Genomic DNA, 16,538 nt, shown 5'->3' with positions numbered 1-16,538 from the left:
GGTGAAAACCCACTACTGCGATGAAACTACTAAAATGGAGTTCGTTACTAGCTTGTCTGGTATTAGGGGCAGCTACAGTTTCGTTTGCTCAATACGGCTACGGTCAGGGTTATCCAAACAACAATGGCTGTAACCAGAATTACCCGAATGGCTATGGATATGGTCAGACCTATCCGAATGGAGGGTATAATAACAGAGGGTATTATAATGGGTACGGGCCTAACTATCCGAATAATAGATATAACGATGGTTACTACGCGTACGGGAGACCTTACCCAGCACAACCTCCCGTAGTGGTTGTACCACCAAGGGTAGTGATTGCCTCTCCCCCTCCTCCCGTAGTTATAGCCCCGCCAGTAGTGGTTCGACCTTATCCAAACTACAATTACGGATATGGGTATAGAAATCAGGGATGGCGAGGTGGGTATGGTGGCCGTGGTCACCGCTGGTAATTTGAATGAGTAATTCTAACGGGCTGTTAGGTAGCCCGTTAGAGAGAATGACAGATGGTTCAACGAAATTCTTTAAAGATATGAAAACCTTAAAATTGATGCCTTTATTGGTAGCCAGCCTGCTGGTTGTACTGGTATCGAGCTGTGGTCCTGCTTATGTAAATACAGGTGTTGGCTATGGTGGGTATTATGGCCGTCCATATTATGGCTACAGTTACCCATATGGATATTATCGTCCGCCCGTCGTGGTCCGTCCACAGGTTGTTCGTCCTCGTTATTATAGCCCTTCTCCCCGGTATTATGGTGGAGGAAGTCCTAACGCTCGTCGTGGGTATGGCGGAGGCTATGGTGGGGGTCGGGCACGTGGACCCCGATAATAGTCGATAAATTGTAACGACAGAGTCCCGGAGAGTACAGAGATAATTAATTATCTCTGTACTCTCCGGGACTCTGTCGTTAATTCGGTTATACAGGTTTGTAAGGATTGCCTATATATTGTGCGTAATCGCCGGACTCGATCAGCGGTTTTTCGGCCGTAGGTAAGTTGTATAGATAGATCCAGCAGTCGATTCGGGTATCGTTGACTTCCACTGGAACGATAGCCCGGATAAATTCAGTCGGTTGTTCGAAATCATCCCCAACCCCTTCATAGTAATCCAGGTAAGTCAGAATGCTCTCTTTCTGATGACCAATGTTGAAGACAGTGCCATGCACATATCTCTGGCTTGCTTCGTCGTAAACAGCACCGGGGTAACTCCCCATATCGAAAGCCTGTCCTTTAAACTTACCCTCTCCAACATAGCGGCCTCGCTGGCGCAGATATTGAGCAAAATGGTTATCGAACGGGGAGCGAAGGGTGCCGTAAACGATCAGAAATTCGGGAGTACTAGTCATTCAATAAAAAAAGCTGACGGGACGACGAAAGTAGTTAATTTTGACGTTATTAGATAAAAACAGGGTTGATCAATGAAAAAGTCGCGCATACTTCTACTGATGGCTATTACGCTAACGCTCATGGATGTACCTGTTCAAACCCAGGCATCTGCTCGTACAAAATCAACGGAAATTTCCATTTTTGGCCGCAAACGGAAAGGTTACAAGGCTAAACGTGGAGGGCTGTTCAACACCGGACTTTTTCGAAAGAAAAACCCTTGTGGTTGTCCAAAGCATTAAGCAATTGTTAAGAAATTGTATTTATATCAGAGACAGGCCCTTGCATGGGCCTTTTTTCGTTTTAAAAGTTGTAAAAATCTGTGTTTCAGCGTAAAATTTCGTACCTTTGCGAAAAAATGACCAGGATTTTTGAGATTTAACTGACTGACTTTGATTTTTTCTACCTGCCTTCTTTGAAGGCCTAATCAAAGTCAGTCAGTTAAATCTCAAAAATCCTGGTTCAGACCTTGTATGCAATCAATTCGCAATATAGCAATCATCGCCCACGTCGACCACGGCAAAACAACACTGGTCGACAAAATTATTCATGCGTCCAAGCTCTTTCGGGAGAATCAGGAATTTGGCGACCTGATCCTGGACAACAACGATCTGGAGCGCGAGAGGGGAATTACCATTGTCTCGAAAAACGTATCGGTACGATATAAAGACGTAAAAATCAATATCATCGACACCCCTGGCCACAGCGACTTTGGGGGCGAAGTAGAGCGGGTATTGAAAATGGCCGATGGCGTATGCCTATTGGTCGATGCTTTCGAAGGGGCTATGCCACAGACTCGCTTTGTTTTAAGCAAGGCGCTTCAACTGGGCCTGAAACCAATTGTGATCGTTAATAAGGTCGATAAAGAGAACTGCCGCCCTGATGAAGTACACGAGCAGGTGTTCGACCTAATGTTCAATTTGGGGGCAACCGAAGACCAGCTGGATTTCCCAACCGTATACGGTTCGTCGAAGCAGGGCTGGATGGGTCCCGATTGGAAAACCCCAACCGACAGCATTACCTATCTGCTCGATACAATTGTTGAGAATATTCCTGCGGCTCCGCTCAACGAAGGGTTACCGCAAATGCAGGTTACGTCACTCGATTATTCGGCTTTCGTAGGTCGGATCGCTATCGGGCGGGTACATCGTGGTACGCTGAAAGAAGGTGCCAGCATGGGTCTTGCCAAATCGGATGGTACGGTAAAACGGGTTCGGATTAAAGAACTGCATACCTTTGAAGGGCTTGGCAAACAAAAAGTTAGCGAAGTTCAGTGTGGTGATATCTGTGCCGTAACGGGGCTGGAAGATTTCGAAATTGGTGATACGCTGACGGATTATGAAAATCCGGAACCACTTAGCCGGATTTCGGTAGACGAACCGACCATGAACATGTTGTTCACGATCAACAACTCGCCATTCTTCGGAAAAGAGGGTAAGTTCGTTACCTCGCGTCACCTTCGTGATCGGCTTTATAAAGAAATTGAGAAGAACCTGGCTCTACGCGTTGAAAATACAGATAGTGAAGACCGTTTCCTTGTGTATGGACGGGGTATTCTTCACTTGTCGGTTCTGATTGAAACGATGCGTCGGGAGGGGTATGAATTGCAGGTGGGTCAGCCGCAGGTACTGTACAAAGAGGATGAAGATGGCCGTAAATTGGAGCCTATCGAGACCCTGGTTGTTGACGTACCAGAAGAAACCGCCGGTAAGGTAATCGAGTTAGCCACGCAGCGTAAAGGTGAGTTGCTGATTATGGAACCCAAAGGAGACCTACAGCACCTTGAATTCGATATTCCATCCCGTGGTCTGATCGGCCTGCGATCAAACGTGCTAACGGCTACGTACGGTGAAGCGGTTATGAGTCACCGTTTTAAAGAATATCAGGAGTATAAAGGACCAATTCCTGAGCGGATCAACGGTTCGTTAATTTCGATGACGAGCGGTTCAGCTACAGCCTATTCGATTGATAAACTTCAGGACCGGGGCTCGTTCTTTATCGAACCAGGTGATGAGATTTATACGGGTCAGGTAATTGGCGAGCACAACCGTCAGAACGACATTGTTGTGAACGTAACTACCGCGAAGCAATTGACGAACATGCGGGCCTCTGGTTCGGATAACAACGTAAAAATTGCTCCGAAAATCTCGTTCTCGCTTGAAGAGAACATGGAATATATCCAGAAAGATGAATATCTGGAAGTAACGCCAAAGTCGATGCGAATCCGTAAAATCTATCTGGATGAAAACGAACGCAAGCGTAATCAGAGCAAATTTGCAATGGCTTAATTGCCAGGCTAGCTGATAAACAAAAATCCCAGACGAATGATCGTCTGGGATTTTTGTTTATACAAAAAAGGCACTCATTAATGAGTACCCGCAAAAGAAGCATTGAGCCGGAAGGCAAAGGTCGAGGTAGATTTAAATGGAATCACCATAGGCTTTGCTGCCGGAACCGGGCTAACCATCATGGCTCTTGTCGATACATACTCTGTTTGTCGACGCACCTGAAAATAGCCAGCGATAAAAAGTACACCACCAATAACTGCAACACTCATCTTTTTCATAACGTCTCTATCTCCCTCGTAAAAAATTAATAGGTATGGATGCAGTTACAACGAAATTTTGTGTAAATCTGCGTCAATATTACTAGCAAATGTCCAATTCCTCACCTTCATTCTTATTGTGCGGCAAGGTAGTTAACTTTTGATTAAGACTCGCCAGCCAATTTTAGGTTACTGTTTTGGATAAATAATTTTCAAAAATTTATTCATCCGCTGTCTAGCATCAGCATTTAAAAGTGCAATTTCCACGCTACTTTGATTATCTAACTTCAGAATAGATGAATTGTTGATCAAATTGATGTGACAACATGAAAAATTAAAAACTAAAGCCCATCCGGAAATATAATCGGTTGTAAACCCGTTGTTCGGTTTGGGCCAGAATCTGGACACCATCGACAGTGGCTACTTGTTTGGCTTCCAGATGTTTATAGCCTGCACTAATCAGAAACCCTGTGCCATTGCCCTTATTGATACGAACCCCAACACCCGGACTCCATAACCACCCACCTTTCAACTCTTTACCATGCGGGTTAGGGCCAGCAATGGCGTAACCACTTTCCAGCGTATAAAATGGAGTCAGTCGCTTAGTACGGCCAAATAAATCACCTTGTATAGCTGCTGCGATAGGTAGAAAAGCGGAGTTGTTGAAATAATCCACACCAAACGAAATGCCCGTGATCAGTTGAGGACTTACAATATAGCCCGTAAAGGCATGGATAGTAAGACCAATGCGGTTGCCGGCATCCCGAACCGGATAATAGGAGTAATTGTAGTTGTAATACGGATTATAGATGATATCGTAGCCATAATACGGATAGCCAGCCGGAACATCGGGTTTTACCTGTCCCATCTGAACGCCCATTTCAACGGTTGTGCGCCAGTGACTGGTTGCTGTAGGGGTGTTTTGACCCATAGCGGCCTGACCAACCAGACATAAAGTTAAAAAGGTAACGGTTTTCATGGTGGAATAAGGTTAATAGGCTGGTTGTGCCGCAATTTTGCTCAATAAGCGCAGATCAGCCGGATTGGCGTAATCGTACTGATAGAGTCCGTCTTTGCCAATGGTCAGGAGTGTTTTTGAAATGGGTATAACATCGAAGGCATTGACGTTGGCGAAGGTCTGCTGCGGTTTCAGATCCAATGGATTGGAAGCATTAAACACCTGTAGTCCTTTGTTTCCCTGACATACAAATAAGGTTGGGTAGTCGATGCCGAGACCGTAGGGCGTTTCGAGCGGATAGGATTTGGCAACGCGGGGTGCCGATAGATTGCTGATGTCGATCACATCCAGTACATCCTGTGTACCGGCAACGCCACAAGTGCTGGTCCCTCGCAAGGTAACATAGGCGTAGTTGTCATGGACTACAACCGGATCGCAGGAGCGTACATGTGAGAAAGCGGCTAATTGTTTGGGTTCGGCAGGGCTGGTAACGTCGTAAATGTACATACCCGTTGTGGTGCCAATAAACAGACTGTTTCGGTAAGGGAAAATCGTTTCGACGTTCCAGTTCAGAGTGGCCGATTTTCCTTTTACGGGGTTGGCTGGGTTGGTAATATCAAACAGTTGTAACGTACTGTTATTGACAACGTAGAGCTGATTGCTGGAAATCGCAAAGCGAGCCATTGAACCGCCAACCCCGGTTGTCGGTGTGGTGGTAGTAGGGGCTTTGGCGCTATTATAGGCAACATCGGCAAAAGCCAGGCTTTCGTAATATCGGCCAAACCAGGCAATAGGAATCAAATAGGGGAGTATATTAAATGAACCCTCGCAGTCGGTTTTTACTGTTGTGGTGGCAATTTCTTCGCGCTGGTCGTAGATTTTCATGCTTGTTTTATCGTACGACCAGTAGGTACGGCCAACCAACCCATTTATAAAACCCGTTTCGACCCGGTTTACTTCTTTAATGGCTGTTGGGTTACTGATGTCCAGAGCAACCAGATCAACATAACTGTCGGCATACAGAATATTATCCCGTACGGCCATATCGACGTTGCCTGGAATGCTCAGAAACGAAATCGCCCTCGGATTAGATGGGTTGCTATTGTCAAAAACGTGGATCCCTTTTTTGACCTCAACAATGAACAAATACTGGTCTTTCACATAAAGCTTTCCGGGCTCGATCAGTGGCTGGGGGGCGCCGGAAGATATAGCCTGTCGTACGTCGGAAATCGGTAGCTGTACTGACGTATATTTTCGGTACGTTGTTGTCCGCTCACAGTTGTCGGTGCAACTGGTCAGATACACTAAAGGCAGGAGTAGAACGAGTAGAGAAGCTTTCATAGAATCATGGCTGCTGGATAACTTCATGATTCTTAAGTAGGATCAAGCGTTGGAACGCTGAAAAAATAAAATTGCCAGGCTGTCCTGATTACGGCCTGGCAATATTGATCTTACACAAAAAGGGCAAATTATTGTTGTTTGTATTCGTAAATGGCTCCATCAGCAAGGACCGCTCCCCTTGGAACCCGCTCCGACAAATAAAGTTTCATGCCGGCCAACTGGAAGGATTGCTCGGTAGAATCTTTACTGAAATAGATAATACCTTCTGTACTACCACCTTTCGGGAAGGAGAGCGTATAGGGACTATTTTGAATCGGTAAACCGTTCCGAACCTGTCGGTATGAACCATTGCTTACCAGCCCATCAAAGGTCAGGGTTTCAGAATAACCAGCTTCAGAAGCAGGAACCGTCTTTTGAGTCATTGGGTAGGTAATGGAATTGAGCGTCCAGTCGCCTGCCAGTGGCGAAGTGGGAAATACACACCCACATATGCGCTTTTCACAACTAAATACGCTTAGAATCAGTAAAACGATGCAGGAGAAAAGTCGACGGTTTTTCATAGTCAGTTTTGTTTTTCATAAATCAGAACTCTTGGCTGATCGCCACCGTGATAAAGCCGAAGCTGATGGTCGGTTGGCAGTTCATACCGAGCCACTACTTTCAGATTTTTGAGATAGCTCTGCTCAAATTGCATCGCTGCGGGAGTTCCGGCTATTTCGGTGTTCGTAATCTGATCGGCCATCATCATGCCATCTATGGCCGCAAACATATTCAGACGGTACGCATTCGTTCCAGCCTTGCCACTAGCCTTAAATGAGGTAACATCTTGTGGTGGGTGGGCCGTGTCCAGGGCAAAAACCAGTGTCACATCGTAGGTCGAATCAGGTTGAACGAGTTTCCAGGTGCCAATTAGGCTGGCTATCTTAGGAGCCAGTTCGGAATCGGATCGTTTGCACTGAACCGTACTAGTTACCAATACTAAACAGCTAACGGATAGACAGATAACGCTGAGCAGGTGTTTCATTCAATTTTGTTTTTCGAAAATGAGCACATCCGATGCCAAACTACCCGAATAAAGCCGAAGCTTTTGGGTATTCGTCAGTTCATATCGGGTAGCGGCTTTCAGTTTCGTATAATAGCTTTGTTCAAACAGCATGGCAGCGGGCGAACCAGCCACTTTGGTCGTTGTAATGGCCCCAACATCAATAGAACCCGTTGCAGAGTTAATAAGTTGGGCCGTTGTTATGTATGTATTAACGGGAGCCCCCCCCGTAAATTTTAATGAATAAATACCGGATACAGTGCCTCCTGATAGCTGCTCTACCCCAACCGAAAGGGTTGTAGTGAAAGCGGAGGCTGGCTGAATCAATCGCCAATCACCCAGAAGCTGCTGAGGATCAGTTATCGGTGCCGGACCATCCTGACTTTGTTGGCAGGCAAAGCATAGGGCTACAGCTAGTAGGGCCAGTGTTCCGGTTTTCATGACTTCGTTTTGGTAGGATCCGCAATTTTACCAACGAACAACACAGTACCTGATGTTTTTTCGTGAATAACAAACACAAATGGGCGGTCGCACAGGACAGGTAGTGGGGCCGACGTTACCGAAATGCCCCCGGTTGTGACGGCGGCTGCTTCGGTTCCTTTTTCATCGACAGCCACAAACGTGTTCTGTTTGACAAAACTAAGTGTTAAGCCACCCTTTGCATTGATTTTACTGAAATCAGCCGCGTCGGTAAACGCAGTAGGCATACCCAGCGTCGATAGCGTCTTGTTCAGCTTGATTTCATATTCCATCGTGAACTTCGGCAAGCCAATATCAATACTACCAGACGTCATCGCTTTCTGAAGCTGGGTCCATTCGTCGTTATTCAGGCTGTTGACAAGGGCATCGACCGAACTGGTTTCCGCTGGGAGCAGAATCGTCATGGCAAATCGGTCGGAACCATAGGGCAACTCAAATGCGGTGTAATTGGATCGGGAAGCTCGGTTCAATTCGGTGTTGAGCCGCATCATACGCACACTGGTAGTGCCACCCGTAGCCAGTTTGAAAGGCATATCGACGGTTTTGCTAGCATCGAATTGTTTTTTCCAGTCGCCTTTAAAATAGAGAGCGTTCATCAGAAACATGACGTTGTCGGGTTGAATCTGATCGAGCACTTTCGGTATTTTTCCGTTCGTTTTCTGACTGGCCCACCCGTTGATTTTGCCTAAGGTAGCTGGGTCGTTGAAATCCTGTGCCGATACTTCGGCCTGAAACGATTGTTTCAGCAAATCCTGAAAGGAATTTTCAACGGGAAACGTATTCCGATACCAGACTGAATTGGCCAGACTCAGCGTCACTTTGGAGTCGACACCCGGCAGGTTTTCCATCAGATTCTGGTACGTCTTGTTGGCGTCGGCCAGCGTTTGAGCATCCAGTTTCAGCGCTTTTTGTATTTCCTGCGCGGTTTGGCTATTGGCACCGTTCAGAATCATGCCTAGGGCAATATGCAGGCTCAAGGGAGAAATAAACACATTTTTGGCCTGCCCTTCTTCGGCAACAACCTGTTTGGTCACGTCGAATGCAAACTGAGTCGTCTGACTGGCAAAAGGGGCAGATACACGCAACTCACCAGCCGTACTTGTATCTGGACTTACGTTCGTGTTCTTACAGCTAAGGGCCGTGAGTAGAACCCCGGTTGTTACCGTTGCTAACGTGGAAAAAAAAGTCGCTTTCATGTCGTATTTGTGGTTTAGCAAGCTCAAGCAGAGGAATACTCATGTGGTGAGCCATTACGTACATTCTTTGAGGGCGGCCCGATGAGCCCGTAATTTATCGACCAGCGCTTCGGAACCCGGAATGGTTTGTCCATATTGGAACGTAACCCGGTGCTTCTGTTCGCCAAGCTGTAGCTCAATGTACTCGGCTCCGCCATCCGCACAATCCGGACAACCCAGTATAGCAGGTTGTTTGTAAAAGTTGTCCAGATCAATGGACGCCAGCAATTCACGTAAATCGGCCTGACTGATCGTTGATTGACAGGTTTTAGTCGCCAGAGTAGGTGAAACCCCGTTGGGACGTTGTGTAAGGGTTAAACTCGTCCCATTCAATTCATAGTCGAATACACAATACCCTACGCACATACCGGCCGAGGTGCCCGTACGGATGGTAAGTCCATCAGCATCGGTCAGTTTTTTTGGGGCAAAACTGTTTGTACAGCGCCCAAGCAAGAGGATGAAAGCAGCGACTAACAGACTCGATTTCATCGTCGGGATTCATTAAAAGTGATAATCGACGCCGAAGCTCATTCCCGTCGTGGTCGGTTGCGTTTGAACCTGAGATTCTGATTGCGTACCTAATCCCAGCGATGGCTGGTACATCCCTGCTACCGAAGCCGACCATTGACGCGTAGGCCGATAGCGGAATCGGGCACCCATAGCGGCTGCCAGAGAAACAGGCCGATAAACGCCGTCTTTCGCCGTAATTTCCAATTGATTATCGACCGTATTGCGAATAAAAATATTGGTAATGATGCCACCCAGTAAGGCCAGGCTTAGCTTTTTCTTAGGCCGTAATTGATATCCAACCTGAACCGGCACCTGCATGTACTGATAATCGTTGGTCAATACCTGCCGTAGCTGGCCATTATAGCTGTTTTGATAAGCTGAATTAGAGACGTTTGCATAATTCGACTGTGGAACGGCATAGGCTAAATCGCTTCGGTGAATGCTATTCCGTAAGGCATCGACATACAAATTGCTGGACGACGAATTCTGAATGAACCCTGCCTGAAGAGAAGCCGACGACAATGGCGATGGGGTTTCAATGGTTGAGCGACCAGCCAGATATCCTATTCCCGATTCGATCGACCAGTGTTCAGAGAGTTGAACACCAGCACCCGCCTGGTAGGACACGGAGAAATTAGGACGACTACTCACATTTTGCTGGCTGGTTGTCGAAGCCTTTATCGCATCCAGCGAAGCCGAACCCACCGAAGCATAGGAAGCCGATTTGACCGCCACCATTGGGTTAAACGAGCCTGGCATAACACTGGCCGATGCCCAAACATCACGTGATTTTTGTCTCGATTGTGACGTTTCGGGTGTCAGTTCCGGTTCAGCCGGCCGGAACCAGACAATGCGATGGATTTGCCCGAACTCGCGAAGACTTAACGAGCGCCCCGAAAGGGGCTCAAAGGCAATCGTCACAGTTGGGTTAGCGGCATCCGCCTGTGTAGCTACAGCCCGCGATGTAGTTAATGAAGCGATCAGGGCCTGCACAGCTTCGGTATTAGGCATTTGGGCAACAGACCTTACCTGCATAAGCTGACCCGTAGTCATCGGCAGTGTTGATCCTACGGCCTTATTGGCTCTGGGTTTCGAAGTAAGTACAGCCAGTGCATTGTTTGTTGGGTAAGGCTTAAACGGACTAAGCTGTTGACGTTCAGTAGGTACCAGCGTTTTGGTAGCGGGTTTCGCATCTGGCTCCGCGGCCGAAACTACTGACTCGGGCGTATGGGCCGATGATTTTGCTCCATCCGCTTGCTCCGTACGGGTAGCACCCTGGCTGGACGATGCAGGGTTGGACTTAGGTGTATGCTGAGCAAGTTGTGAGTTTTTTGTTGAAGAAAAAGGAGTATTGGATGGTAAGGTTTGGATGGCCCACCAGCCCACCAATAGCAAAGCTACTGCGGCAGCAACGCGGGTACCCCAGATCAGTGGTCGCGACGAAGCCAGCCCCGTTCCCCAGAGGGGGAGTATTTTGGTACTGTCAGGCTCATCTAACCGGCGCTCAATCGCATCCCATACCCGATGGGGCGGTGTTTCGGCGGCTTCGTCGAATACCTTTCGCCAAAAATCGTCTGGCATATTTTTTTCTAATTCGTCCATCTTTATTCGGTTCAACGCGGTCGTCCTTCAGCAGGATGGCCATCGGATTGTAGTTTCTGTTGCAATAGGCTTCTGGCGCGGGCAAATTGTGATTTTGATGTTCCTTCAGCTATATCCAGCATCTCCGCGATTTCGGGATGGGTATAGCCTTCAATAGCATATAGATTGAATACCGTTCGGCAACCGGGGGGAAGCTCCTGAATCAGTTGCAGCAGGTACTGGTAATTTAGTGTTGGAAGACTTTCATCGGCCTGTGGAAGCACCGGGGCTAGTTCCTGCACATCGGTGGTATGTTCCCAGGGTTTTTGTTTTCGTATATGTTTTAAAGCCGTGTTAATGACAACTCGTTTCAGCCAGGCTTCCAGCGGACACTCGAACCGGAAGGAGTCGATATGACGGTATATTTTTACAAAAGCATCCTGCAATATATCTTCCGCTTCGTCAGGGTCTTTCACATAGCGTTTGCAAACGACAAAGAGCTTCCCGGCAAACCGCTCATAGAGCAGCCGCTGCATACTACGGTCCTGTCGTCGGCAGCCTTCGACTAATGCGTAATCATCCTGCATAGCTATGTTGACACGTCTATGACCACATCGGGGCCGGAACGGTTGGAAGTGTACGGAAAAATTTCTTACTTCTTGATTCCATTCAATTTTGTCTATGATAATTACTCTGATCGTACCTTTGAGTTGTTTTTACCTAAACCGTTTTTATGAATCGTCGGGACGCTCTACGTTACACGGCTGGTCTGGGTTTGTCCATGCTTGCCACCCCAGTGCTATCTAGGCCAATACCTTCTAAAGCTCGCTTCAAAATTGGTGCCTGCGACTGGTCTATTGGCCGGGCGGGCGACATAAACGCCTTTGCTGTTGCCAAACAAATCGGACTCGATGGGGTTCAGGTAAGCCTGAATACCTCCGCCGATCATAACCATCTCCGTCAGCCCGACAAACAGCGGGCCTATAAAGCGGCTGCTCAGAAAGCTGGCATTGCGATTAGCGGATTAGCCATTGGCTTATTGAACGATATACCCTACAAATCAGATCCCCGGACGGAGCAATGGGTACAGGATAGCGTCGATGTGGCCGATGCTCTTGGTGTTAAAGCAATACTGCTGGCATTTTTTAACAACAATGATCTCCGTAATGATCCCAAAGGCATTCGGGTAGTTATTGATCGGTTGAAAGCCGTAGCACCCAAAGCTGAAAAAGCTGGGGTCGTTTTAGGGATTGAATCATGGCTTTCGGCTCCTGAACTTATGGCCATTATCGAAGCCGTTGGGTCACCAGCCGTCAAGGTTTATTACGATGTTTGCAACTCATCCGTTCGCGGTTACAATATTTTTGAAGAAATTCGTGATCTGGGTAAAAGCCGGATCTGTGAATTTCATCTGAAAGAAAACGATCAGTTGCTTGGGCAGGGTATAGTTGACCTGGCAAAAGTTCGGCAGGAACTGGATGCGATTGGCTATAAGGGCTGGCTGCAAATAGAAGGGGCTGTTCCTAAAGGCCAGCCCATGCTGGAAAGTTATATCGAAAACAATAAGACAGTGCGCTCGCTGTTTAGTTAATGAACCAAAAACATACATGAAAAAGCTGTTCTCGCTGAATCCATTTCCGGTTGTACTAACAACCCTTGGTTGTTTGACGATGGCCGGTCAGGGCTTTCAGGCAACCAAATCTGCTGCCTATCTGCTGACTAAAGAATCAGCGAACAAAATGGCTTCAACGGCAGCGGCTGATTCGAACTCGCTGTACCTCCCCGACGATCTGGAAGCCACCTTGTGGGCCGAATCACCTATGTTCTTCAATCCAACGAACATGGACATTGATGCCAAAGGTCGTGTCTGGATTACGGAGGCTGTCAATTATCGAAAGTTCAACAACAAACCCGAGGACCGACTTAACCATCCGGATGGCGAACGGATTGTGATTCTGGAGGATAAGGATGGCGACGGTAAGGCCGACGATAGTAAGGTATTCGTGACCGACCCCGATCTGGTTTCGCCATTGGGCATAGCCGTAATCGGCAACAAAGTGATTGTATCGGCTGCTCCTAATCTGGTGGCCTACACCGACGAAGATGGCGATGATAAGGCCGATAAAAAGGAAGTGATGCTCATGGGCTTCGGTGGCATGGATCACGACCATTCTCTGCATGCCGTAGTGGCCGGACCCGATGGGAAATATTATTTTAATACGGGCAATGCGGGGCCGCATGTGGTGTCGGACATTGATGGCTGGACCTTACGCTCAGGTAGTATGTATACGGGAGGAACGCCCAACAATAAACTGAATCACGGCAATCAGTTTAGCGACGATGGGCGAGTCTGGACGGGCGGATTGGCTCTGCGTATCAACCCCGATGGCTCAAAGCTGAAGGTAATGGCGCACAACTTCCGCAACAATTACGAAACCGCCCTGGACTCGTATGGCAATATGTGGCAGAATGATAATGACGACGAAGTGGTTGCCTGCCGTACGAGCTGGTTGATGGAAGGCGCCAATGCCGGATTTTTTAGTGCCGACGGAACCCGAACCTGGAAAGCCGACCAGCGGCCCGGTCAGCCCATTCCGGTGGCCCACTGGCACCAGCAGGACCCCGGAGTGATGCCCGTTGGCGACATTACCGGGGCTGGTTCGCCTACCGGAATCGTGATGTATGAAGGCGATGAGCTAGGCCCGCAGTATAGAGGTATGCTGCTCAGTGCCGATGCGGGCCGGAATGTGATTTTTGGATACCGACCAGAGCCGCAGGGAGCAGGTTACAGAATGACGCGGGTCGATCTGATCAGTTCCATGCCCGAAGTCGATGCCAATTACAAATGGAATGCAACGACTACAGATACTCGTAAGTGGTTTCGACCCAGCGATATAGCCGTTGGTCCAGATGGAGCTCTTTACATTGCCGATTGGTACGACCCGATTGTGGGAGGGCATCAGATGAAAGATCAGAAAGGATACGGCCGCATTTACCGAATCACGCCCAAAGGCAAAAGGCTAAAAACGCCCAAACTTGACCTTACCACCACACAGGGACAAATTGCTGCTCTGCTTAGCCCAGCCGTAAATGTCAGAATGCTGGGATTCAATGCCTTGCGGGAACAGGGAGAGAAAGTGATCGAACCCATTAAGACTTTACTCTCATCGGCTAATCAGTTTCATCGGGCAAGGGCTATTTTCCTACTAGCTCAATTAGGAGCCGAAGGGCAGTTTGAAGTAGAACGACTCCTGAAAGCGGTTGATGCGCCGGTTCGGCTGGTAGCGCTGCGAGCCCTACGCAGCATTACGCCCGAAAATTCGAAATCGAATCCGGCATTGACCGCTTCTCAGCGAGCATTGCTTCCACTACTGGGAAATTTATCGACCGATCGAAGTGCGGCTGTCCGGCGGGAGGTAGCCATTGCGTTGCGCGATGTACCCTACGACGAGTGTAAGTTTATGCTGCTTAATCTGGTTAAAGGATACGATGGCCAGGATCGCTGGTATCTGGATGCGCTCGGAAAAGCCGCTGATGGGAAAGAAGAAGCCTTGTTTTTTAACATCCGCCAGACTTTACCCCAAAATCCTGCCGACTGGGATCAACGATCCGCTAATCTGGTTTGGGAGTTACATCCTCCATCGGCTGTGCCCTTGTTGAAGAAGCGTGCAGAAAGTGCAAACCTGACTGCTGAGGCTCGTGAACAGGCCATTACGGCTTTAGGATTTATAAAAACAGAACCAGCCGCCAGAGCGATGGTCGATCTGGCAAAATCGGCGGATAAAGATGTGGCCGCTCAGGCTGCCTACTGGCTCGACTTCCGAAAAGGAAACGACTGGGCCAAACTGCTCAACTGGGACGAAGTGGTGCCTGAAAAACCACTGGTATCGGTTGAGGAGCAGAAGATGCTGGATAAACGACAACTCTTGCTGGATGAAAGCCTTTCGGAGACCGAAAAGCGGAAACTAGCGATTTCAATGTCAAGAGATGCGGAAGGGGCCAAAGTGTTGATCGGGTTAGCGGCCGATAAAAAGTTATCGGATGACCTGATTAAAGCGGCTGGCCCTGGTATTCGAACCAATCGCGATCAGACGGTGCGAACTATGGGTCGGGAATTCTTCCCGTTGAAACCAACCCTGCATCCGGCACCATCAGTGGCTACGTCGGATGAACCTGCACCATCAGCCGAAGTAACACAGAACAAACCCGCAGAAGCTGAACCTGTCAAAACAGCACCCGTCTCGACCGTACCCTTACAGGCACAGGCTACCGATCAGAATACGAATGCAGAGAAAGCATCGGCTGCGTCGACCGGAACGGATGCCGACTCGCCTATTGCCAAAGTGGCCATGCTAAGCGGTGATGCTAAAAAAGGGCAAACTGTGTTTAAAACCAATTGTGCTACCTGCCACAAGCATGGCCAGCTTGGAACAGATGTTGGCCCCGAATTGACAGAGATTCATCAGAAATTTGATAGAAACAGCCTATTAGATGCCATCATGAACCCGAGTGCGGGTATAGCCTTCGGGTATGAGCCCTGGCTCATTACCACCAAAAAAGGCCAGACCTACTACGGTTTTTTAGTGAGTGATGGCGATCAGTCGGTGGTTATCAAAGGAATCAAAGGGTATAAGCACACCATTCCAACGGACCAGATTTTTTCGCGTCGGCAATACAAGACCAGCCTGATGCCCGACCCGAAAGCCTTAGGACTCAGCGATCAGCAACTGGCTGATTTAGCAGCCTTCTTGTTAAAGCAATAAAAAAATCAATTAACTACATACCCCAGCTTTTTTAGTTGCGAAGCGCTGAGGTTGAGGACATTGACATCCAGTTTGATGGGGGAGAGGGGCGTATCGGTTGAATCCGTCTTGACGGCTACGATAGCATCGACTACATCCATCCCCTTGAATACCTGGCCAAATACGGTGAATTTATCATCGAGACGGTGTTCGCCTTTCTTATTCTGGACAATGTAGAACTGACAACCTGCCGATAGTTTTTCAGGGTTGTTGTCACGTCCGGCCCCAACAGCCCCATAGATATGCCGGATGGCCGGTCTGAATTCAGGCTTCAGCAGGTAGGGCGAATCCGCAAAGCCAGCGGGCGTATCGGGACAACCGCCCTGCGCCACAAAGTTGTTGATGACCCGATTGAACGTAAGCGTATCCCAATAATTCTGATTCGCCAGCTTAATGAAACTTGCTTTATGGTTGGGCGTCTCATCATATAGCCAGAAAAGAATTTCGCCCATATTGGTTTTGATCTGACCAATCGGATAGGTTTTTTCCTTCGCGGGAGGGCCTGAAAATGAGAGGAGATAAGTTAGTATAAGAAAGAGTGCTGGCATAGGATTACGGGTTAATAATCGGTAGAAGCTAAAGATACCCATTAAACCATTTCCTGCAAACCCGAATCATAGTACCAGACGTTGTGGAAAAGCCGAGTCGCTTTCATCTATCC

Annotated in this window: 18 protein-coding genes; 6 read left to right on the top strand and 12 right to left on the bottom strand. The window is 48.2% G+C overall.

Annotated elements, in window-relative coordinates:
• Window positions 1-20 precede the first annotated feature (20 nt).
• Window positions 21-452 carry a hypothetical protein gene (locus B153_RS37635; protein WP_157634640.1) on the top strand — a complete coding sequence of 144 codons (432 nt, stop codon included), beginning with the start codon at window positions 21-23 and terminating at the stop codon, window positions 450-452.
• An 80-nt stretch (window positions 453-532) separates the two neighbouring features.
• Window positions 533-829, top strand: coding sequence for a hypothetical protein (locus B153_RS0110990; protein ID WP_157634639.1), 297 nt, complete (start codon window positions 533-535; stop codon window positions 827-829).
• 88 nt (window positions 830-917) lie between these two features.
• Here the strand turns inward: B153_RS0110990 and B153_RS0110985 are convergent, their stop codons facing one another.
• Window positions 918-1,346, bottom strand: a complete 429-nt coding sequence (locus B153_RS0110985) for a gamma-glutamylcyclotransferase family protein (protein ID WP_020596756.1) — start codon at window positions 1,344-1,346, stop codon at window positions 918-920.
• A 72-nt stretch (window positions 1,347-1,418) separates the two neighbouring features.
• Between B153_RS0110985 and B153_RS38210 the strand changes: the two genes are divergently transcribed.
• A complete protein-coding gene (locus tag B153_RS38210; protein WP_020596755.1) occupies window positions 1,419-1,625 on the top strand; it encodes a hypothetical protein in 207 nt (68 codons plus the stop codon).
• Window positions 1,626-1,856: 231 nt separating this feature from the next.
• On the top strand, window positions 1,857-3,671 hold the full coding sequence (typA, locus tag B153_RS0110975) for a translational GTPase TypA (RefSeq protein ID WP_020596754.1): 1,815 nt from the start codon (window positions 1,857-1,859) through the stop codon (window positions 3,669-3,671).
• Window positions 3,672-3,748: 77 nt separating this feature from the next.
• Here the strand turns inward: typA and B153_RS0110970 are convergent, their stop codons facing one another.
• From B153_RS0110970 to B153_RS0110925, 10 genes are all read right to left on the bottom strand, one after another.
• Window positions 3,749-3,940 carry a hypothetical protein gene (locus B153_RS0110970; protein ID WP_157634638.1) on the bottom strand — a complete coding sequence of 64 codons (192 nt, stop codon included), beginning with the start codon at window positions 3,938-3,940 and terminating at the stop codon, window positions 3,749-3,751.
• 322 nt (window positions 3,941-4,262) lie between these two features.
• Complete coding sequence (locus tag B153_RS0110965) at window positions 4,263-4,907, bottom strand: hypothetical protein (RefSeq protein ID WP_020596752.1); 645 nt, start codon at window positions 4,905-4,907, stop codon at window positions 4,263-4,265.
• A 12-nt stretch (window positions 4,908-4,919) separates the two neighbouring features.
• The gene (locus B153_RS0110960) at window positions 4,920-6,227 is read right to left on the bottom strand and encodes an LVIVD repeat-containing protein (protein WP_020596751.1); all 1,308 of its coding nucleotides are present in this window, start codon (window positions 6,225-6,227) and stop codon (window positions 4,920-4,922) included.
• Window positions 6,228-6,355: 128 nt separating this feature from the next.
• Window positions 6,356-6,787, bottom strand: coding sequence for a hypothetical protein (locus B153_RS0110955; protein WP_020596750.1), 432 nt, complete (start codon window positions 6,785-6,787; stop codon window positions 6,356-6,358).
• A 2-nt stretch (window positions 6,788-6,789) separates the two neighbouring features.
• Window positions 6,790-7,251, bottom strand: coding sequence for an META domain-containing protein (locus tag B153_RS0110950; protein ID WP_020596749.1), 462 nt, complete (start codon window positions 7,249-7,251; stop codon window positions 6,790-6,792).
• Entirely contained in the window at window positions 7,252-7,710 is a 459-nt protein-coding gene (locus B153_RS34955; protein WP_020596748.1) for an META domain-containing protein, read from the bottom strand.
• The gene (locus tag B153_RS0110940; protein ID WP_020596747.1) at window positions 7,707-8,945 is read right to left on the bottom strand and encodes a serpin family protein; all 1,239 of its coding nucleotides are present in this window, start codon (window positions 8,943-8,945) and stop codon (window positions 7,707-7,709) included. The genes B153_RS34955 and B153_RS0110940 overlap by 4 nt, the downstream gene beginning before the upstream one ends.
• 54 nt (window positions 8,946-8,999) lie before the next feature.
• Window positions 9,000-9,473, bottom strand: coding sequence for a hypothetical protein (locus B153_RS0110935; RefSeq protein WP_020596746.1), 474 nt, complete (start codon window positions 9,471-9,473; stop codon window positions 9,000-9,002).
• Between the two features lie 12 nt (window positions 9,474-9,485).
• Entirely contained in the window at window positions 9,486-11,075 is a 1,590-nt protein-coding gene (locus B153_RS0110930; RefSeq protein ID WP_245564863.1) for a hypothetical protein, read from the bottom strand.
• Window positions 11,076-11,107: 32 nt separating this feature from the next.
• Window positions 11,108-11,662 carry an RNA polymerase sigma factor gene (locus B153_RS0110925; RefSeq protein ID WP_020596744.1) on the bottom strand — a complete coding sequence of 185 codons (555 nt, stop codon included), beginning with the start codon at window positions 11,660-11,662 and terminating at the stop codon, window positions 11,108-11,110.
• Between the two features lie 146 nt (window positions 11,663-11,808).
• Between B153_RS0110925 and B153_RS0110915 the strand changes: the two genes are divergently transcribed.
• Window positions 11,809-12,666 (top strand): sugar phosphate isomerase/epimerase family protein, encoded by an 858-nt coding sequence (locus B153_RS0110915; RefSeq protein WP_020596742.1) that lies wholly within the window; start codon window positions 11,809-11,811, stop codon window positions 12,664-12,666.
• Window positions 12,667-12,682: 16 nt separating this feature from the next.
• Complete coding sequence (locus B153_RS0110910) at window positions 12,683-15,838, top strand: PVC-type heme-binding CxxCH protein (RefSeq protein ID WP_020596741.1); 3,156 nt, start codon at window positions 12,683-12,685, stop codon at window positions 15,836-15,838.
• Window positions 15,839-15,843: 5 nt separating this feature from the next.
• Here B153_RS0110910 and B153_RS0110905 read toward each other — a convergent pair whose 3' ends face one another.
• The gene (locus B153_RS0110905; RefSeq protein ID WP_020596740.1) at window positions 15,844-16,425 is read right to left on the bottom strand and encodes a peptidylprolyl isomerase; all 582 of its coding nucleotides are present in this window, start codon (window positions 16,423-16,425) and stop codon (window positions 15,844-15,846) included.
• Between the last annotated feature and the right edge of the window lie 113 nt (window positions 16,426-16,538).

It is taken from the genome of Spirosoma panaciterrae DSM 21099 (assembly GCF_000374025.1).
Taxonomy (GTDB): Bacteria; Bacteroidota; Bacteroidia; order Cytophagales; family Spirosomataceae; genus Spirosoma; species Spirosoma panaciterrae.
Note: the sequence above shows the minus strand (reverse complement) of the source record. Positions and strands in the feature narration are given on the sequence as shown.